Source organism: Kribbella antiqua, assembly GCF_004345665.1.
Lineage (GTDB): Bacteria > Actinomycetota > Actinomycetes > Propionibacteriales > Kribbellaceae > Kribbella > Kribbella antiqua.
Map to the genome: position 1 here is coordinate 505,496 of NZ_SLWR01000001.1, position 19,007 is coordinate 524,502.

The following is a 19,007-nucleotide window of genomic DNA, read 5'->3' on the forward strand; positions in this document are numbered from 1 at the left end:
TCCCGACCCCAGAGGAGGGCCCTCGTGCCCCGTGAGATCCGCGATGTCGTGTTCGTCGACGGCGTTCGCACCCCGTTCGGCAAGGCCAAGGGCCAGTACGCCGAGACGCGCGCCGACGACCTGGTGATCAAGTGCATCCGGGAACTGCTCCGGCGGAACCCCCAGCTCCCGCCGGCCCGGGTGGACGAGGTCGCGATCGCGGCCACCACCCAGATCGGCGATCAGGGCCTGACCATCGGCCGGACCGCGGCTCTGCTGGCCGGCCTGCCGAACACCACCCCCGGCTACGCCATCGACCGGATGTGCGCCGGCGCCATGACCGCCGTCACCACCACCGCCGCGGGCATCGCCTTCGGGGCGTACGACGTGGTCGTGGCCGGCGGCGTCGAGCACATGGGCCGGCACCCGATGGGCGAAGGCGTCGACCCGAACCCGCGGATCATCTCCGAGAAGCTCGTCGACACCTCTGCCCTGGTGATGGGGTCGACCGCGGAGAACCTGCACGACCGCTTCCCGAACATCACCAAGCAGCGCGCGGACGTCTTCGCCGCGGCCTCCCAGGAGAAGGCGGCCAAGGCCTACGCCAACGACCTGATCCAGCCGGACCTCGTCCCGATCGCGACCCGGTCGGCCGAGCAGGGCTGGGGCTACGCGAGCACCGACGAGCCGATGCGCCCGGGCACCACGGTCGAGGACCTGGCCGGCCTGAAGACGCCGTTCCGCCCGCACGGCCGGGTCACCGCGGGCAACTCGGCTGGCATCAACGACGGCGCGACCGCGTGCGTACTCGCGTCCGCCGAAGCCGCCGAGGAACTCGGCCTGACCCCGAAGATGAAGCTGGTCTCGTACGGCTTCGCCGGCGTCGAGCCCGAGGTGATGGGCGTCGGCCCGGTCCCGGCGACCGAGAAGGCGCTCAAGCTGGCCGGGCTGACGATCGACGACATCCAGGCGTTCGAGGTGAACGAGGCGTTCGCGGTCCAGGTACTCGCGTTCCTGGAGCACTACGGCATCGCCGACGACGACCCGCGGGTCAACCCGTACGGCGGCGCGATCGCCTACGGCCACCCGCTGGCGTCGTCCGGCGTCCGGCTGATGAACCAGCTGGCCAAGCAGTTCGAGCAGCGCCCGGAGGTCCGGTACGGCCTGACCACGATGTGCGTCGGCCTCGGCATGGGCGGCACCGTGATCTGGGAGAACCCCAACTGGGAGGGTCAGGCAGCATGAGCTTGCAGGAACTGATTGACGCCGCCGTCGCGATCGAGACCGACGAGGTCGTCACGCAGGCGCACTCCCGGGACGTTGTGCTGCCGGGCAAAGCGGGGCTGATGGCGCTGATCACGCTCGACAACGGGCATGACCACACCAAGCCGAACACCTTCGGGCCGGAGGGCCTGGCGTCGCTGAACACCGCGATCGACGCCGCGCTGGCGCGTGACGAGGTCGTGGCCATCGGCGTCACCGGCAAGCCGTTCATCCTGGCCGCGGGTGCCGATCTGACCGGCGTACCGAAGCTGACCGATCGGGAGCAGGCGCTCAACCTCGGCCGGATCGGGCATGGCGTGATGCGCAAGCTCGTCGACGGCGGGAAGCCTTCGTTCGCCTTCGTCAACGGCGTGGCGCTCGGCGGCGGGCTCGAGGTCGCGCTGCACGCCACCTACCGCACCGTCTCGGCCGCGGCCGGCATGCTCGCGACGCCCGAGGTCTTCCTCGGCCTGATCCCCGGCTGGGGCGGCAACTTCCTGCTGCCGAACCTGATCGGTGCCGACAAGGCGGTCAAGGTCGTCGTCGAGAACGCCCTGAACCAGAACAAGATGCTGACCGGGCCGGAGGCGGTGCAGTTCGGCATCGGCGACGTACTGCTGGACTCGGCCGACTTCCTGGAGCAGTCGCTGCTGTGGGCGAGCAAGGTGCTCACTGGTTCGGTTGTCGTCGAGCGGGCGGAGATCGACCGCGGTGAGGCATGGGACGCGGCTGTTGCTCGAGGCAAGGGCTTTGCCGACCTCAAGGTGAGTGGTGCGGCACCGGCGCCGTACCGGGCGCTCGACCTGATCGCGGCCGCCAAGGACAACGACCGCGACCGTGGTTTTGCGGCCGAGGACGAGGCGCTCGCCGATCTGATCATGAGCGAGGAGCTGCGCAGCGGTCTGTACGCGTTCGACCTGGTCAACAAGCGGGCCAAGCGGCCGGCCGGTGCGCCGGACAAGTCGCTCGCCCGCCCGGTCAGCAAGGTCGGTGTCGTCGGTGCCGGCCTGATGGCAGGTCAGCTCGCGCTTTTGTTCGTACGGCGGCTCGAGGTGCCCGTCGTACTCACGGATCTCGACCAGGAGCGGGTGGACCGCGGGGTCGGGTACGTGCACGGCGAGATCGACAAGCTGCTCGCGAAGGGCCGGCTGCGCTCCGACAAGGCGAACCAGCTGAAGGCGCTGGTGACGGGCTCGGTCGACCGGTCGGTCTTTGCCGACGCGGACTTCGTCATCGAGGCGGTGTTCGAGGAACTGCAGCTGAAGAAGACGATCTTCGCCGACCTGGAGAAGATCATCCGGCCGGACGCGATCCTCGCGACCAACACCTCGTCGTTGTCGGTGACCGAGATGGCCGCGGAGCTGGAGCACCCGGAGCGGGTGGTCGGGTTCCACTTCTTCAACCCGGTCGCCGTACTGCCGCTGCTGGAGATCATCCGGGCGGACCAGACCGACGACGCGTCGCTGGCCACCGCGTTCGCGGTCGGCAAGACGCTGAAGAAGTCGTGCGTGCTGGTCAAGGACGCGCCGGCGTTCGTGGTGAACCGGCTGCTGACCCGCTTCCTGGGTGAGGTCAGCGCGGCGGTCGACGAGGGCACGCCGATCCCTGCCGCCGACAAGGCGCTGTCTGCGTTGGGTCTGCCGATGCCGCCGTTCGTGCTGCTGCAGCTGGTCGGCCTGCCGGTCGCGCTGCATGTGGCGGAGACGATGAACCGGGCCTACCCGGACCGGTTCGCGGTGTCGCCGAACCTCGCCAAGGTCGTTGCCGCAGGCAAGAGCTCGTTCTACCTGTGGCCGGAGGGCAAGCCGGTGGTGGACCCGGAGGTCGAGGCCCTGGTCACGGTCGGCGACAAGCCGTCCTCGCCGGACGAACTCCGGACCCGGGTGCTGACCGCCCTCGCCGAGGAAATCCACATCATGCTCGACGAGGGCGTCGTAGCGGAGGCCCAAGACATCGACCTCTGCCTCCTCCTCGGCGCCGGCTGGCCCTTCCACCTCGGCGGCATCACGCCGTACCTGGACCGGTCAGGCATCTCGGAGAAGGTCAACGGCTCGCGCTTCCTCCCCAAGGGCGTCGCCAGCCTCGCCTAGAACCGCTGGGGGTCGGTGCGGCGCCGGAAGCCCGCTCCGGCCCCCAGCAGCTTTTACACCTCCGAGAGCGGCGTGTGATCGCGCCTCCTCTGGACCGCCAGGGTGATGCCGAGTGCGGCCGCGCCGAAGGCGATCCCGCCCAGTGCTCCGAGCGCGACCGAGGTCGCGTCCAGCGCACTCCCCTGGGTTGACACTGTCGGTGCCGGCTGGTCCCCGTACCCGGGATAGCCGGACCCTTCGTCCGGCCAGTCGTACGGAACCAGCGGACTGCTCTGAGATCCTCGATCGGGATCCACTGGGACGGCTGACGCTTCCGGAGCGGCTACTGCGGCGAACGCGAGTACGGCGAACGCTGCGGCAACGTGGTGACTTCTGTGCTCGGACATTTCTCCTCCAGTCCATCGCTTGATGTCTCCGTTGTCGCGCGGACCGGTATCGCGCCGCCCAGGCCCGGTATCACGGCGGTATCGCGGCCATTGACGCCGTCGTACGACGGGTCGACAGTCGAGGGATGGGTATCGGTGTTCTCGGGCCCATCGCGATCGAGGGGGATCAGAAGACTCTCGGACGACGTGACCGGGTCGTAGTCGCAGCGCTGGCAGTACACCCTGGGGACGTCGTCAGCGCTGAGCAGCTTGCTGACGTGTTGTGGGGCGAGCGGCTGCCACCGTCCTGGCCGAAGGTGGTGCAGGGCTGCGTGATGCGGCTCCGGAAGGTCCTCGGCGCGCATGCGATCGAGACATTGCCCCTCGGGTACCGGCTCGCCGTACCGCTCGACGAGATCGATGCCCAGCGATTCGATCGCGCCGTGGTGCGTGCTCGCGACCTGCTGGCGGCCGGGCAACCCGAGCGATCGGCTGTGGTTCTCGCGGATGCGCTCACGTTGTGGCGCGGCCTACCGCTGACCGAGCTGGACGGCTGGGACACGGCTCGGATCGAGGCGTCGCGACTGACGGAACTACGGCACACCGCCGACGAGTTGTACGTCGAGTCGGCGTTGCGATCGGGTCAGTTCGACACTGTGCTCGCCACGGCGCAGGCCCTGGTGACCGAAGCCCCGCTGCGGGAACGTCGCTGGGTCCTGCTGGCCACGGCGCAGTACCAGGCCGGCCGTCAGGGCGAGGCGCTGCGAACAATCCACCGGCTGCGAACCGTGCTGAACCGCGACCTCGCCCTCGATCCCAACGCCGATGTCGATGCACTGGAGCAGGCGATCCTCCGCCAGGACCCGTCCTTGGTCGCAGCCAGCGCATTGCCGGAACCGAGCCCGATCTGCCCGTACCCGGGCCTGCAGCCGTACGACGTCGACGACGCCGACAGCTTCTTCGGCCGCGACTCCGACATCGCGGCGTGCCTGCGCAAACTGACCGACAACTCGGTGCTGGCCGTGGCCGGCCCGTCCGGCTGCGGCAAGTCCTCGCTGGTCCGGGCGGGCGTGGCGGCCGCGTTGCGCCGGGACGGCAAGCGCGTCGTCGTGATGACCCCGGGTCCGCATCCGTCCGCCTCGTTGGCGGCTGCGATGACCGGTACGACGGCGCCGGCGCTGCTCGTGGACCAGTTCGAGGAGGCATTCTCGCTCTGCCACGATGCCAACGAGCGAGAAGCATTCCTGACCGCTCTCAGCGCGCATGAAGGGCCGCTGATCATGTCGATCCGCGCCGATCGGCTGACTGACGTCTCCACCAGTCCGGCCTTCGCGCGGATCGTCGAACGCGGGCTCTACTTGCTGTCCGGCATGACACCGGACAATCTACGGGCAGCGATCGAGGAGCCCGCCCGCCGGGCATCGCTGGTCGTCGAGCCTGGGTTGGTCGACCTCCTCGTCAACGAGGTCGCCGACCAGCCGGGCGCGCTACCGCTGATGTCGCACGCTCTGCGCGAGACCTGGCAGCGCCGCGAGGGCCGCACGCTCACGGTCTCCGGCTACAACGCGTCCGGTGGCATTCGCGGCGCCGTCGCCCAGACCGCCGAAGAGGTGCACGAACGGATCTCACCGGAGCAACGAGCGGTCTTGCGCGACCTGTTCCTGCGGCTGGTCGCCCCGGGCCAGGAGGGTGAGCCGGTCCGCAGCCGCGTTCCACGCCGGCTCGTGGTGACTCGTGCGGACGACGACACGATGATCGACCTGCTGGTGGCCTCGAGGCTGATTACCAGCGACGCCGGTGTCGTCGAGCTTGCGCACGAATCCCTGGTCCGCGCCTGGCCACGATTGCGCGGCTGGCTTGACGAGGACCTGGAGGGCCGGCGCATCCTGCACCACCTGGTCGCCGCGGCAGACTCCTGGAACAACCTCGGCCGTCCAGAAAGCGAGCTCTACCGCGGCGTCCGCCTCGCCAAAGCCCTGGACTGGCAGGAACGTACGACGCCCACGCTGACCCCCGTCGAGGAAGACTTCCTTGCCTCAAGCAAGCGATTGTCCGAGGCAGAACTGCGCGCTGCCGAAACCCGGGCTCGCCAGCAACTGAAGGTCAACCGCCGCCTCCGCACCGCCCTTGCCACCGGCGCCTTCCTCCTGGTCGGCGCACTGATCGCCGGCCTGGTCGCCGTCCGCCAAGCCGACCGAGCCGAACAAGCCGCCACCAGGGAACTGGCTCGGCAGGTCGGCGCCCGAGCCCTGCTGACCGAGGACATCAGCCAGTCGATCCTGCTCGCGGCGCAGGGTGTGCACCTGGACGACTCCGCCGAGACCCGGGCCAACCTCGTGGCCGCGATGAACAAACAGCCGCTGCTGGTCGGGTCCGCGTCCGCCCCTCTGGGTCTGATCGAGTTCCTCGAGGTCTCGCCCGACGGCACCCGAATCGTCTCCGGCGACAACAACGTGACGATCCACTTGCAGGACGCGCGGTCAGGCAAGGTACTGCACTCGTACAGCTTTGGTCCCGTCGCGGCGGACCAGGACACCTTCACCAAAGCGAAGTTCAGTCCGGACGGCCGCCTGGTCGCGGCCCTCGCCGCGAATCCTGACCAGCAACTCGATCCCCGCTGGCCACTCATGCTGTTGAGCGCCGACACCTTGGAGCCCGTGACGCCGCAGCCGGCGCTTCCGCCGATGGACGAACTGCGCTTCGACAGCGTCGCCTTCAGTGCAAACGGTCGCTACCTTGCCGCCGGCGTCTTTGGCGCGGACTACGAGTCCACCGCCTACGGTCTGGTCTGGGACGTCCACGACCTTGGCAGGCCACCACGCAAGCTGCGGATGACCAATGCCAGCCAGAGCGTCGTCCTCAGCCCGGACGGCCGCACGATCTACGGCCAGTGGCCGCTCACCGCCTACGACGTCGCCAGCGGCAAGCTGTTGTGGCAACGGAAAGATCTCCTAGGTGGGCCCTACTTCGACACATCCGTCGGCCCTCCCATCGCGGCCCTCACCAGGAGCGGAGACCTGCTGGCGTTTCAGCACCCTGGCCCGGAGCCGAGCGAGCGGACGACGACAACGCTGGTGGACGCGCGTACGGGCGACACAGTCAAGGAGTTGAGTAGTCAGACCGATCCACCTCTTGACATGGCCTTCTCCGGCGACGGCAAGCTCCTGGCTACGGCGCAGTCCGGCGGAGAGGTCGTCATCTGGGATGTTGCCGACCGGGTCCCACGTCTTCGTCTCAAGACAACCGAAGCGTCGTGGGCCGTTGCTTTCAGCCCGGACGCGCGGAAGCTCTACAGCGGCGGGGACGACGGCATCCTGCGGATCTACGATCTCAGCGGTCAGCGGCCCTATCTTCGCTCGACGCAAACCGCTCCCGCAGGCCAGTACCTGCATGTCCTCGCCTCCGACAACGGACAGAAAACCGCCTACTTGTGGCGACACGGCAAGACCTCCTGGCTGAGGATCGCCGACGCCGCCACCGGCAGCATGACGACACCCACCCGTCTCGGCATCGACCTGCAGTCGGCAGCACGGACGCCGGCGGCGTGGCACCCGAGTGGCCAGGAGTTGGCGGTCCACGATCTCCAGACCATCCAGACCATCGACGCGGCGACCGGCAAGGTTCGCAGCGAACGCCGCGCCGGCGACGTGACCACGGTTGCTTATGTCGACGACGGCAAGCACATCGCCGTCGGCTGGAAGGAAGGCGTCTACTACTTCGATCCGGATCTTTCAACCGCCAGGTTGATATCAGGCTTCTTTACGGACTGCTGCGTTGCTACGTCGAAGGACGGTGCGACGATGGCGCTCTTCCAGAACCACGACGGCGTATCCCGGCAGAACTGGCGAATCGTCCACGCAGCCACTGGCACGGACATCCGGAGTGGAGGCCTTCCCGTTCGCATCAACTCCACCGCCTACTCGCCCGATGGCCGGCTGATCGCAGGCACAGGAGCCGACGGTGCGGTGCTTACCATCGACACCCAATCGGGCACAGTCAAGCGAGCAGCGGCGAGCGGACACACCGAGGCGGGCATCAGCATCCGCTTCTCCCCTGACGGCAGACGCATGGTGTCAGGTGCCGCGGACGGCACCGTCAGCCTCTGGGATGCCGGCACCCTCGACCTCCTGGGCACCGTCACTGTAGACAGGGCTGTCGCAGTTCGCCCGGCCTTCACCGGCGGCAGCGACATCGTCACGATCGCGGCGTACGACGGCAAGACCTACCAATGGGACACACGCATCGACCGGACTCTCGCGTATGCCTGCGCGATGGCGGGTCGCAACCTGACCGCCGGCGAGTGGACCCAAGCGTTCGGCGATCGGCCGTACGAGAAGACTTGTCCCTAGCCCTTGTACTTCTTGACCGCGGTGACCAACTGGGCAGCCGTCTTCCCGGTGTGCTTCTTGAGGATGGTGGCGTACGCCGTCTGGCTGGTGCTGTGTTGGGCCAGGTCGGTGTAGAGCGCGGCTACGCCCCTCTCCCCCAGCTTCGAGACCAAGTAGGCCGTGATCCACCAGCTCTGGCCGTAGGAGCGGTCGCCGGCCTCGTCGAATTGCTGACGGCCTGGGAGGACCTTCATCGACGCGAGGTACTTCGTCCGGACGGTCTTGCGGTAGGGGTCGACCGTCCACTGCGGGTCATCCTCGATCGACGCGCAGCGCACGTACTCGGCGATTCCCTCTTCCAGCCACAGCGGTGTGCGCGTGCCGATCGGCAGCGTTGCCACGTGGGTCATCTCGTGCACGAGCAGGTCCTGGTCGAGGTCCTTGCGCACCGCCGGGTTCACCACGATCCGGCTGCTCACCGGCGGTCCCGCATGCGGCTTCCACGGCTCGCCGTCGTACAGGCTGACTGCCTTCGCGGCGATGGTCCAGCCCGCGCCGTTGCCGGAGGTCCACAGGATCGACAGCACCTGCGGTTCGGACATCGCGACCACCATCACGGCGCCGTTCCAGGGCCGGGGCCAATGCCGCCGTACGCCGTCCACCGCGCCCTGAGACGCCGCACCGATCTTCTTGCCGAGCGCGAGCTCGCCCTGGTCAACCACGACGACGACCTTGCCGCGCCGGACCACCGCGATCTCCTGGTAGTCCCACGGCTGCCGGTGCCCGTCCGGGCTCAGGACCTCGTCGAACGCGCCGTCCTCGACCAGGACCCACGCCGTACCGCGCCGGACGAACGTGTACGCGAGGTCGGTCTGCACCGGCTTCCTGTCCAGCCCGGTCAGCTGGTACCGCATCATCACCCGGGTCGAGAAGGTGGTCGGCCCGTACTTCGCCGCCAGCGTCGGCGTCGGCCGCTCATCGGCGGCGAAGTACTTCAGGTTCGCGAACTCGAACTTCCGCAGGTTCGTGAACAGCAACCGCTGCCGCGCCGCCAGCTTCGGCTGCTTCGGATCCACCGCGGCCAGGAACCCCTTGAGATCACCCTTCAGTACGGCGGTCGACCGCTTCGCCAGGAGTACGTCGACCTGACGCTTCCGGGCCACCTTCTGCGGAGTGGTGAGCTGCCCCGGCGTCGCTGTCGCCTCGACCGCCACCGCGCTGCTGCCCGGCGCCGACCCGCCCTGCTGCAGGCGGACGACGACCAGGCCCGCGGACCCCGCCAGCGCCAGCGCGGCGAGTCCTGCGAGCAGGCGCCTCGGGTGATTCATCCCTGTCCTTCCGGTGGTCGGCTGACGGATCCTACCGCCAGCCGAGTCCGGAGAGAGTCAATCACGCCCGGGTGGCTTCGCCGGTCCGTTCCTCCACGCCGACGCGGCTCCGGCGGTACCCGTAGACGGCGTACACGAGGAAGCCGAGGGCCATCCAGATGATGAACCGCAGCCAGGTTTCCATCGACAGGTTCAGCATCAGGTAGAGGCAGATCAGCGCGGCCACGATCGGGATGACCGGGTTGCCCGGCACCCGGAACGACCGCTGGATGTCCGGCCGGCTGCGGCGCAGCAGCGGCACCGCGATCGAGACCAGGGTGAACGCGGCCAGCGTGCCGATGTTCACCATCTCCTCGAGCTTGCCGATCGGGGTGACCCCGGCGACGATCGCCACCACGACGCCGATGGCGATGGTCAGCCGGTACGGCGTACCCCACTTGGGGTGGGTCTTGCCGAGCTCGCGCGGCATCAGGTGGTCGCGGCTCATCGCGAACACCACCCGGGCGGCGCCGATCATCAGCGTCAGCACCACCGTGGTCAGACCGGCCACCGCGCCCGCCGAGATCAGCGTGGCGAAACTCGGCTTGCCGACCGAGCGGAACGCCTCGGCCAGGGCCGCCTCGCTGTTGATGTCGGTGTACTTGATCATGCCGGTGATGACGATGCAGACCAGCACGTAGAGGACTGTGCAGATCGCCAGCGAGCCGATGATGCCGCGGGGCAGGTCGCGCTGCGGGTTCTTGGCCTCTTCGGCCGTGGTCGCGACCACGTCGAACCCGATGAAGGCGAAGAACACCAGCGAGGCGCCGGAGACCAGGCCCATCACGCCGAACGTCGACGGCGTGAACCCGAACAACGCCTGGAACAGCGGCGTGGTCCACTCGACGTGCGCGTCCGGGGTCGGCACGCTCGGCGGGATGAACGGCGACAGGTTCGAGCCCTTGATGTAGAACAGGCCGGCGACGATCACGAACAGCACCACGAACAGCTTGATCGCGACCAGCACCAGGTTGACCCGCATCGACTCCTTGATCCCGATCGTCGCCAAGGTCGCCAGTACGACGACCAGCAGCATCGCGAGCACGTTGACATTGCTGTCCGGCCCGATCGACGACGGCCAGCCCAACCCGATCTGATCCAGGAACAAGGCGGCGTACGTCGACCAGCCCTGGGCCACGACGCTTGAACCGAGCATCAGCTCGAGCAGCAGGTCCCAGCCGATGATCCAGGCGAAGATCTCGCCCAGCGAGAAGTAGGAGAACGTGTACGCCGACCCCGACACCGGCACGGTGGAGGAGAACTCCGCGTAGCACAACGCGGCCAGCGCACAGCAGAACGCGGCGAGGACGAAGGACAGTGCGATCCCGGGACCGGCGAAGGTCTTCGCCGCCCGGCCGGTCAGCGTGAAGATACCGGCACCGATGATGACGCCGATCCCGAACACCGTCAGGTCGACGGCGGAGAGACGTTTCTTGAGCTGGTACTCCGGCTCGTCGGTGTCCGCGATCGATTGCTCGATCGTCTTCTTCCGCAACAGACTCATCGCACGCCTCCCTGGGAATGGACGGAACAACATCCGAGCGTGCCCCTCTGACAGGCCGAAAGCAAACCGCCACTCAGCGTTGTGGCGTGTACCCCTGCAGTGCCATCCACAGCGTCGCCTCGGTGAGGCCACTGCGCGTGAGCAGGATCCGGTCCCGGGCCGCCTGGTCGATGCCGTGCGCACCCATGTCCTCGTACAGATCCTCGACCTGCTTCAGGCCGATGCGCTTGACCAGGAAGCGCACTGCGAGCCAGCTGACGCCGTACACGTCGACGTTGTTCTGGTAGAAGCCCGCATCATTCGGGAGGGACGTCAACGCAGGCAGAGCCTCGTCGATCACCTCCTGCTCCCACGTGGCGATCTCGCCCGGGCCGCTGATCGCCTCGATCCCCCGCCACGACACGTACTCCGCCGCGCCCTCGGCCAGCCACAGCGGTTCGTAACCGCCGAGGTCGGCGGTCGCCACATGAGTGATCTCGTGCGACAGGAGAATCTCGTCGACCCGGTCCCGCTCGTTCGGATTGACCACGATGTAGGCACCGGCCACCGTGCCGTCCGCGGTGTCCTGACCGGGCAGCGAGGAGAACGTCGAACCCGCACTCGCCGCCGACTCGATGTCCTCGTCGGCGAATCGGGCATCCCGTACGTCGGTCTCGTCGAGCGCGATGATCAGCACCGACCCGGTCCAATGCCGGGGCCAGTACTTCGCTACCTCCGTCAGCGCCTCGACCGCTTCGGCCCTGATCGCGCGGCCGCGCTGAGTGTCGCCCTTCTCGACGACCACCATCACCCGCGACGAGCGGAGCACCTCGATCCGGCCGAGGTCCCAGGCTTCCTGATGCGCGCCCGGCCCGAGACCCGAGTCGAGATCGTCGTCATCGGTCAGCACCCAGCGGCCGTTCCGGTTGATGAAGACGTAGCCGAGCTCGGTGGTGACCGGCGTGAAGTCGACCTTCGGGATCTGGTACCGCATCAGTACCCGGACCAGGTACGCCGACTTGCCGTGCGTACGGACCACTGCCTGATCGAAGCGCTCCTCGGCCTGGCTGTACCCGAGTTCCGTGAAGCCGATCTCGACCAGGTTCGCGAACAGCACCTTCTGCTCCGCGCGCAGCGGCTTGTCGGCCGGGTCGATGTCGCGCAGGAACAGTGCCTCGTCGACGGTCTGCACGGCCTTGGCCCGGCGCAGCAGGATCATGTCGATCGCGACCCGGCGGGCGGCGACCGCGGCGGCGGTCTTCGACGGCTTGGCGCTCTGGTTCGGGGCGGGGGGCGTCAGCGTCGCGCTGGGCCTGGCCCGGGCATCCCGTTCCCGCTCTTCAACGGTGTAGACCACGCCGCCGGACACCAGCAACACGGCCAGCAGCAACCCCAGCCAGCGCCGGGGCCGATGCGGCGGAGCGCTAGGCGCGGTCACACTCACGTCGGGTCAATCCTCCGAGTACCCGTCAATCGCAGCCCGGCTACCTTACTCGTTCCGGCTGATTCCGCCACTACGGCTTCGAACGCCTTTTATGCGGCAGCAGCCTTGAGCGCCTGGAAGAGACCCGCCTCGGTCATGCCGACGTGCTCCTGCATGATCCGGTCCCGCTCCGCCTGGGTCGAGCCGAGCGCTGCCATCTCTTGGTACAAGGTGCCCACTTCGGTACCGCCGAAGCGCTCGAACAGGTAGTCGACGGCCAGCCAGGACAGCGGGTACGAGCTGTCCGAGTGCGCGAAGAACACCGCGTCGGCCGGCAGGCTCTTCGCCTTCGCCAGGTACTTCGTCCTGACCTCCTGCCGGTACTTCCCCAGCGCCAGGTCGACCGCACCGTCCATCGGCAGGAATTCGACGTACGTCGCCGCACCTTCGACCAGCCAGCGGGGCGCATAGGGACCGTACGGCGCGGTCGCGACGTGGGTGAACTCGTGGGCCAGGGTGCGGGCGTCGACCTTGTTCCGGTTGCGCGGGTTGACCACGACGTACGAGTCGGCCCGCTGCCCCGCGCCGACGACCTCACCGGGCAGCGTCCGGTAGACCCAGGTCGCCATCGCGATCGCGTCCTCGGCGTTCTTCGGCGTGGTGTAGTCAGCGCCGCGGACGAGTTTGTCGTCGAGCGCGATCACGACGCCGGCGCCGGACCAGCCGCCTGGCCAGCTCTTGGTCACCGCCGTCACCGCGCTGCTGGCCTTGCCGACCAGGCTGTTCGCGAGCTGGTCCTGACCCTTCTCGACCACGACGAGTACGCGCGGCGCCCGCTTGACCAGAACCGTGCCGGTGTCCCACGCCTCCTGATGCGAGCCGCGCGGCAGCCGCTTGTCCAGGTCGGAGTCCGACACCAGCATCCAGCCGCCGGCGGGTTTCTCGATGAAGGTGTAGCCGAGCATCGCCCGAACCGGGACGGCGTCGATGCCGCGGATCTGGTACGTCATCGCGATGGCGACGAGGTACGTCGACGGGCCGTACTTCTGCGTGACGGCGTCGTCGTACTGCTGGGCCAGCTGCTCGTAGCCGAGCTTGGCGAAGCCGAACTGGCGGAGGTTCGTGAACAGCGTGCGCTGCCGGGCGACGAGGCTCTTGTTACCGGGATCGACGTCAGCGAGGAAGGCTGTCTGGTTGTCCTGGACCACGGCCTGCGCGCGCTTCTTGAGCACCTGGTCCACCGCCGCGGACCGGGCGGCGATGTCGATGTCCGGCGTACTCGGAAGACTTTGGGCGGTGTCGGATCCGCGGCCGCTCGAACGGTGCAGGGCGAGGCCGCCGGTGACCGCGACGGCTACCAGCACCAGCGAGAACAACAATGGCCAAATCCGCGTGCGCCGACGGCCTGACGCGTGACGCCCCCCTGTCATCTGGACCCAGCTCAGGCGCCCGGCCGGCTCGGCTCGCCGATCGCCTCACCCTGGTGCTGCGCGATCATCTCGGTGATGTCCCGGGCCACTTCCTGCCCGGTCAGCCCGATCTCCTGCAGTACGGCGGGACGCTTGGCGTGCTCGAGGAAGACCTGCGGGATGCCGAAGTCGCGGACCGGCGTCTTGACCCCGGCGTCACGCAGCGCCTGCGCGACCATCGAGCCGCAACCACCGGCCCGGCCGTTGTCCTCGATGGTGACGACGAACTTGAACTTGGTGGCGAGCTCGACCAGCTTCGGGTCCACCGGCTTGACCCAGCGCGGGTCGACCACGGTCACCCCGAAGCCCTGCGCCTCCAGCCGCTGCGCGACGTCCATCGCGGTGACCGCCATCGACCCGATGCCGACCAGCAGGACGTCGGTGCCGGACCGCTTGAGTACGTCGGCCTCGCCGACCCGGTCGATCGCGTCGATGTCCGGGAACACCTCGCCCTTCGCATACCGCAGTACGGTCGGGGCGTCGGCGACGTCGACCGCCTCGTTCAGCAGCTCCTCCAGGCGCTTGCCGTCGCGCGGCGCGGCCAGCCGGAGACCGGGGACGACCTGCAGGATCGACATGTCCCACATGCCGTTGTGGCTCGGGCCGTCATCACCAGTGACACCCGCGCGGTCGAGGACGAACGTGACTCCGCATTTGTGTAGCGCGACGTCGAGCAGCAACTGGTCGAACGCGCGGTTGAGGAACGTCGCGTAGAGGCCGACCACCGGATGCAGGCCTCCCATCGCGAGACCGGCGGCGCTGGTCACCGCATGCTGCTCGGCGATGCCGACGTCGAAGATCCGGTCCGGGAACTCCTGCGCGAACGGCGCGAGGCCGGTCGGGTGCAGCATCGCCGCGGTGATCGCGACCACGTCCGGGCGGCGGTGACCGATCCGGATCAGCTCGTCGGCGAACACGTCGGTCCAGCCGCGCGGCTTGTTGACCGGGCGGATCTGGTGGAAGTTGTCCTCTTCGTCCTGCTCGGCCGCCGGGTAGCCGAAGCCCTTCTGGGTCACCGCGTGCACGATCACCGGGCCGCCGAACGACTTGGCGTTGCGGAGCGCGTCCTCCATCGCCTGCCGGTCGTGGCCGTCGACTGGGCCGACGTACTTGAGGCCGAGGTCCTCGAACATGCCCTGCGGGGCGAGCATGTCCTTCAGGCCCTTCTTCACCCCGTGCAGCACCTCGTAGGCCGGTGGGCCGACGTACGGCGTGCGGCCGAGGTTCTTCTTGATCAGGTCGAGGATCTTCTCGTACCGCGGGTTGGTGCGCAGGCTGGTCAGATGCGTGGCCAGGCCGCCGACGGTCGGGCTGTAGGAGCGGCCGTTGTCGTTGACGATGATGACGAGCTTGAGGTCCTTGGCGGCGGCGATGTTGTTCAGCGCCTCCCAGGCCATGCCGCCGGTCAGGCCGCCGTCGCCGATCAGCGCGACGACATGCCGGTCCTCTTTGCGCAGCCGGTAGGCCTTGGCCAGGCCGTCGGCGTACGAGAGGGCGGTCGAGGCGTGGCTGTTCTCGACCAGGTCGTGCTCGGACTCGGACTGGCTCGGGTACCCGGACAGGCCGCCCTGCTGACGGAGCGTGTCGAACTTGGGCGCCCGGCCGGTGAGCAGCTTGTGCACATACGTCTGGTGACCGGTGTCGAAGACGAGCCGGTCACGGGGCGAGTCGAACACCCGGTGCATCGCCAGGGTGATCTCGACCATCCCCAGGTTCGGCCCCAGGTGGCCGCCGGTCCGCGACACGGTGTCGACCAGCACATCCCGGATCTCGGCCGCGAGATCGGTGAGCTGCTGACCGGTCAGCTTCTTGAGGTCCGCCGGCCCTCCGACCGTCTCCAGCACGCGCATCGAGCTCCTCCCGCGGGTCGTCCTCGAATGCTTGAGTCTATGTTCCCCCGGCGTACTTTCCGAACCTGGCAACTGCGCCTGGGGATATCTCACACTCCAAGACGCTCACTCCGCGTGATTTGTTCACCGTCGCCCTAGAGTGAACGGCATGGAGCCAGACCGGGGCCGGTGGGGTGGGGATAGTGTCAGCATGGTCCGCACGCTCTTCCGCAAGTACGACGGACGGCCGCACCGGCTGCTGGAGTCCGTCAAGCTCGGGGAGGACGAATACGGACTCTGGGTCGGCTCCGCCCCCGGCCAGCGCGGCCAGCGCGCCGACGGCAGCTGGGTCTCCATCGACCACCACCGGGTCCGCCTGTACCCGCGCGGCCAGTGGTGGAGCGCCCTCTTCAACGACGAGCCGCACCCGACCCGCATCTATTGCGACGTCACCATGCCGGCCGAGTTCGGGGTCGACAGCGTCACCACCGTCGACCTCGACCTCGACATCCGCCTGATGCGCGACGGAACCGTCCGCGTCATGGACGAGGACGAGTTCCTCCACCACCAGGTCGAGTACGGCTACCCCCCACAGGTCGTCGCCACCGCCCAGGCCACCTGCCTCTGGCTCACCGACCACATCACCACCACCGAGCCGTTCACCACGGCCTACAAGCCCTACCTGGACCAGATCCGCTCGCTCTCCGCAGCAACCTGACTCCTGCGCGGGATAGGTTTCGGGTTATGCGTGATGTCAGGGTGGTGTACCGGAAGTACGACGAGAAGTTGCACTGGCATCAGTGGATGCGGCTGCTGGGCGAGGACCAGTACGGTGTCTGGCTCGGTGCGCCGGCGAACTCGGTGTCGCAGCGGGGGTCGGAGCCGGAGGTCACCCACTCGCAGGCGCATGTACAGCTGTTTCCGCGGGACAAATGGTTCACAGCGATCTTCAACGACGAGCCGCGGCAGACCGAGATCTACTGCGACATCACCACGCCGGTGGAGTTCGGCGAGGACGTCTTCACCATGATCGACCTCGACCTGGACGTGGTGAAACGCCGTGACGGCACGATCTACATCGACGACGAGGACGAGTTCGCCGACCACCAGGTGAAGTACGGCTACCCCGCCGACGTGATCGAATCCGCGCGGACCACCTGCGACTGGCTGGCCACCGCCGTCGCCACCGAAGAGCCCTTTCTGACGGCCTACAAGACTCACCTGGACAAGATCCGATGATCAGACTCGACATGACGATCTCCCTGGACGGCTACGTCGCCGGGCCGCAGGACGACGCGGAGAACCCGCTCGGGCTCGGAGGGTTCCGTCTGTTCAACTGGCTCGACCGGCGCCACGAGCCGGGGCCGAGCGGTCTGATGTACGACGAGCTGATGGCGACCCGAGCTGTCATCGCCGGGCGGCGTACGTACGAGCTCGCTGGGCATTGGCAGGGCGACCACCACGACGGCGTACCAATCTTCATCCTCACGCACGAGGTCCCGGATGAGCCGCCGCCCGGGAGCGTCCGCTTCGTCACCGACGTGGTCGAGTGCGCCGCGCAGGCCCGTGCGGCGGCGGGCGACGGCGACGTGATGGTGCATGGGGCAGGTGCCGCGCAGGCGTTGCTGCAGGCTGGGGAGCTCGACGAGCTGGAGCTGCACGTCGTCCCTGTGCTCCTCGGGCAGGGGCGGCGGCTGTTCGATCACCTGCCGGCGGAGCGGGTCGAGCTGGAGCTCGTCCGGCAGCTGGCGACCGGCGACGAGGTGGATCCGCCGCAACAGGTGCTGCACCTGCGCTATCGCTTACGGAGCGCGGTGGATGCTCAGGGTGCCACCCTTCAGGAGTAGGGCTCCGGGGAGCGGCCCACGTTGGCCGGCGAACATGTCGGCTACCGGGGTGACGGTCAGGTAAAGGTTTTGGCCGGCTGGTACGTCGACCGCGATCGCCGGGAGCTCGATCGTACGGCGGGCGCCCTTCACCACCCGCTCCTCGCGCAGCGGCATGGTGTTGTTCTGGACCACCTTTGCTGTCAGTGCGTTCCTGCCGACGCTCAGGGCGAAGAAGGCACCCGAGTCCGGCACCATGGTGTAGACCTTGGCATCGATGCGCGGTGTGCCCGCGATGGTGATCGGGCCCTTGGCGATCTTCAGGTTGATGGGTAGGCCGGCGCCGGTCGGGGTCAGGATCTTGCCGAGCCGGTAGCGCTGGTTCGGCTGGAGGCTCTGTTGCGTCAGGCAACGACCTCCGGCGGTGGCGAGGTGGTAGCCGCCGGCGAAGTCGTCCTTGGCGCCGAGCAGCCTCGATGCCATGAACCGCAGCTCCAGGCCGGCGAAGTTCGAGCTGCCGAGCGCGATCGAGCACGGATCACCAGCGGTCGCGAAACCGGGCGGCAGCACGCTCGGCAGCGTGTGGCCGCCGTTGTACCCGACGAAGACCGATCGCTTGCGAGCCTGAGATGTCAGCGCGTGATCGAAGTTCGCCAGCCCCTGGTTGAGGTTGAAGAGGTTGTCCGAGATGCCTTGACCGAACAGCACCGGGATGTCGAGCTTGCGTCCCTGACTCACATGCCAGGCCGGACCGTTGTGAGCGAAGAAGGCATCCAGCGCCCGCCCGGCCTTCCCCATCGGCCACGCGCCGGTAGCGATCAGCGCGACGAACGCCGCCGACACCGCCGGCGGGAGGTTCTTTCCACCACCGGCGTACAGCAACGACAGCCACATCGTCCGAGCCGCCTCGTCCGGAGCCAGGCTCTGCTTGAGGTCCCACCAAGTGACTTCGGGAGCGAGCGCATCGAACCGGGTCCGGCCGCTGTCCCGCAGCTCGGTGAACGCCCCGGCGAATTGGTATCCACCCCCGTACGATCCGCCGATCGCGCCGATCAGCGGGTCACGCGGTCGTTGCTTCGTCACCCAATCGAGCCCGGCGACGAGGTCGACGAGCTTGATCACGTCGCGGCCCTCGTAGTCCGGGTTCATCACGTGCGCAACACCGGTGCTCTCGCCGAAACTGCGCTGATCGAAGCTCAGTACGCCGAAGCCGGCATCGAGCCAGGGCTTGAACGCGGCCGGATCCTTCGTCCGGCTGCCACCCCAGCCGTGGCTGTGGAAGATCAGCGGCACGGTGTGAGTAGCCGATGCGCCAGCGGGTTTGAACAACGAGTAGCAGATCCGGACCGGCGTCGTCGTACCAGGCTCGGGCACCGAGGCGACACAACCATCGGTGGCGGCGTACGCCGGCGTGGCGGCGACCAGGGAGGAGGCCAGCAAAGCGAGGAGGCACACCAGTGAGACCACACGACGACGCATCAGTCACTCCCAGCGATCGACAGATCCCGCTCCGCACACGCTAAACGACGGCGGCCGCGCAGGCCAGATCCCGGCGGCTGCCCAAGATCTGCGCTGTCGGCGAACC

General features: G+C 68.1%; 13 protein-coding genes. 6 read left to right on the forward strand and 7 right to left on the reverse strand.

All coding sequences use genetic code 11. The features are described from left to right. Positions 1-24: 24 nt before the first annotated feature. Together EV646_RS02555 and EV646_RS02560 are read left to right on the forward strand one after the other, a co-directional pair. Positions 25-1,224, forward strand: a complete 1,200-nt coding sequence (locus EV646_RS02555; RefSeq protein ID WP_132143465.1) for a thiolase family protein — start codon at positions 25-27, stop codon at positions 1,222-1,224. Continuing rightward, on the forward strand, positions 1,221-3,332 hold the full coding sequence (locus tag EV646_RS02560) for a 3-hydroxyacyl-CoA dehydrogenase NAD-binding domain-containing protein (protein ID WP_132143466.1): 2,112 nt from the start codon (positions 1,221-1,223) through the stop codon (positions 3,330-3,332). Before EV646_RS02555 ends, EV646_RS02560 begins: the two co-directional genes overlap by 4 nt. 53 nt (positions 3,333-3,385) lie before the next feature. Here EV646_RS02560 and EV646_RS02565 read toward each other — a convergent pair whose 3' ends face one another. Then, positions 3,386-3,718 (reverse strand): hypothetical protein, encoded by a 333-nt coding sequence (locus EV646_RS02565; protein ID WP_132143468.1) that lies wholly within the window; start codon positions 3,716-3,718, stop codon positions 3,386-3,388. Between the two features lie 125 nt (positions 3,719-3,843). On the opposite strand from EV646_RS02565, the gene EV646_RS02570 reads away from it, so the two are divergent. Then, positions 3,844-8,046, forward strand: coding sequence for an nSTAND1 domain-containing NTPase (locus EV646_RS02570; RefSeq protein WP_132143470.1), 4,203 nt, complete (start codon positions 3,844-3,846; stop codon positions 8,044-8,046). Here the strand turns inward: EV646_RS02570 and EV646_RS02575 are convergent. The 5 genes from EV646_RS02575 to dxs form a co-directional block, all read right to left on the reverse strand. Beyond that, positions 8,043-9,353 carry a peptidase MA family metallohydrolase gene (locus EV646_RS02575; protein WP_132143472.1) on the reverse strand — a complete coding sequence of 437 codons (1,311 nt, stop codon included), beginning with the start codon at positions 9,351-9,353 and terminating at the stop codon, positions 8,043-8,045. The two genes, EV646_RS02570 and EV646_RS02575, sit on opposite strands and share 4 nt — an antisense overlap. A 61-nt stretch (positions 9,354-9,414) precedes the next feature. After that, positions 9,415-10,896 carry an amino acid permease gene (locus EV646_RS02580; protein WP_132143474.1) on the reverse strand — a complete coding sequence of 494 codons (1,482 nt, stop codon included), beginning with the start codon at positions 10,894-10,896 and terminating at the stop codon, positions 9,415-9,417. A gap of 73 nt (positions 10,897-10,969) precedes the next feature. Beyond that, positions 10,970-12,319, reverse strand: coding sequence for a hypothetical protein (locus tag EV646_RS02585; protein ID WP_241995174.1), 1,350 nt, complete (start codon positions 12,317-12,319; stop codon positions 10,970-10,972). Between the two features lie 89 nt (positions 12,320-12,408). Beyond that, a complete protein-coding gene (locus EV646_RS02590; protein WP_132143476.1) occupies positions 12,409-13,728 on the reverse strand; it encodes a gluzincin family metallopeptidase in 1,320 nt (439 codons plus the stop codon). Positions 13,729-13,739: 11 nt separating this feature from the next. Beyond that, the gene (gene dxs / locus EV646_RS02595; RefSeq protein WP_132143478.1) at positions 13,740-15,617 is read right to left on the reverse strand and encodes a 1-deoxy-D-xylulose-5-phosphate synthase; all 1,878 of its coding nucleotides are present in this window, start codon (positions 15,615-15,617) and stop codon (positions 13,740-13,742) included. A gap of 190 nt (positions 15,618-15,807) precedes the next feature. On the opposite strand from dxs, the gene EV646_RS02600 reads away from it, so the two are divergent. The 3 genes from EV646_RS02600 to EV646_RS02610 are packed head-to-tail and all read left to right on the forward strand — an operon-like array spanning position 15,808 to position 17,443. After that, entirely contained in the window at positions 15,808-16,314 is a 507-nt protein-coding gene (locus EV646_RS02600; protein WP_132143480.1) for a DUF402 domain-containing protein, read from the forward strand. Positions 16,315-16,340: 26 nt separating this feature from the next. Further along, a complete protein-coding gene (locus tag EV646_RS02605; protein WP_132143482.1) occupies positions 16,341-16,835 on the forward strand; it encodes a ribonuclease FAU-1 family protein in 495 nt (164 codons plus the stop codon). Beyond that, positions 16,832-17,443, forward strand: coding sequence for a dihydrofolate reductase family protein (locus EV646_RS02610; protein ID WP_132143484.1), 612 nt, complete (start codon positions 16,832-16,834; stop codon positions 17,441-17,443). Before EV646_RS02605 ends, EV646_RS02610 begins: the two co-directional genes overlap by 4 nt. On the opposite strand, the gene EV646_RS02615 is transcribed toward EV646_RS02610, so the two are convergent. Then, complete coding sequence (locus tag EV646_RS02615; protein WP_132143486.1) at positions 17,399-18,901, reverse strand: CocE/NonD family hydrolase; 1,503 nt, start codon at positions 18,899-18,901, stop codon at positions 17,399-17,401. The genes EV646_RS02610 and EV646_RS02615 overlap by 45 nt on opposite strands. Positions 18,902-19,007: the final 106 nt, after the last annotated feature.

What these genes read in the sequence shown, in the direction of transcription:
- EV646_RS02590 (WP_132143476.1), bottom strand. Translation starts at nt 13,728, where the DNA reads ATGACAGGGGGGCGTCACGCGTCAGGCCGTCGGCGCACGCGGATTTGG.
- EV646_RS02610 (WP_132143484.1), top strand. Translation starts at nt 16,832, where the DNA reads ATGATCAGACTCGACATGACGATCTCCCTGGACGGCTACGTCGCCGGG.
- EV646_RS02575 (WP_132143472.1), bottom strand. Translation starts at nt 9,353, where the DNA reads ATGAATCACCCGAGGCGCCTGCTCGCAGGACTCGCCGCGCTGGCGCTG.
- EV646_RS02570 (WP_132143470.1), top strand. Translation starts at nt 3,844, where the DNA reads ATGGGTATCGGTGTTCTCGGGCCCATCGCGATCGAGGGGGATCAGAAG.
- dxs (WP_132143478.1), bottom strand. Translation starts at nt 15,617, where the DNA reads ATGCGCGTGCTGGAGACGGTCGGAGGGCCGGCGGACCTCAAGAAGCTG.
- EV646_RS02565 (WP_132143468.1), bottom strand. Translation starts at nt 3,718, where the DNA reads ATGTCCGAGCACAGAAGTCACCACGTTGCCGCAGCGTTCGCCGTACTC.
- EV646_RS02580 (WP_132143474.1), bottom strand. Translation starts at nt 10,896, where the DNA reads ATGAGTCTGTTGCGGAAGAAGACGATCGAGCAATCGATCGCGGACACC.
- EV646_RS02600 (WP_132143480.1), top strand. Translation starts at nt 15,808, where the DNA reads ATGGTCCGCACGCTCTTCCGCAAGTACGACGGACGGCCGCACCGGCTG.
- EV646_RS02605 (WP_132143482.1), top strand. Translation starts at nt 16,341, where the DNA reads ATGCGTGATGTCAGGGTGGTGTACCGGAAGTACGACGAGAAGTTGCAC.
- EV646_RS02560 (WP_132143466.1), top strand. Translation starts at nt 1,221, where the DNA reads ATGAGCTTGCAGGAACTGATTGACGCCGCCGTCGCGATCGAGACCGAC.
- EV646_RS02615 (WP_132143486.1), bottom strand. Translation starts at nt 18,901, where the DNA reads ATGCGTCGTCGTGTGGTCTCACTGGTGTGCCTCCTCGCTTTGCTGGCC.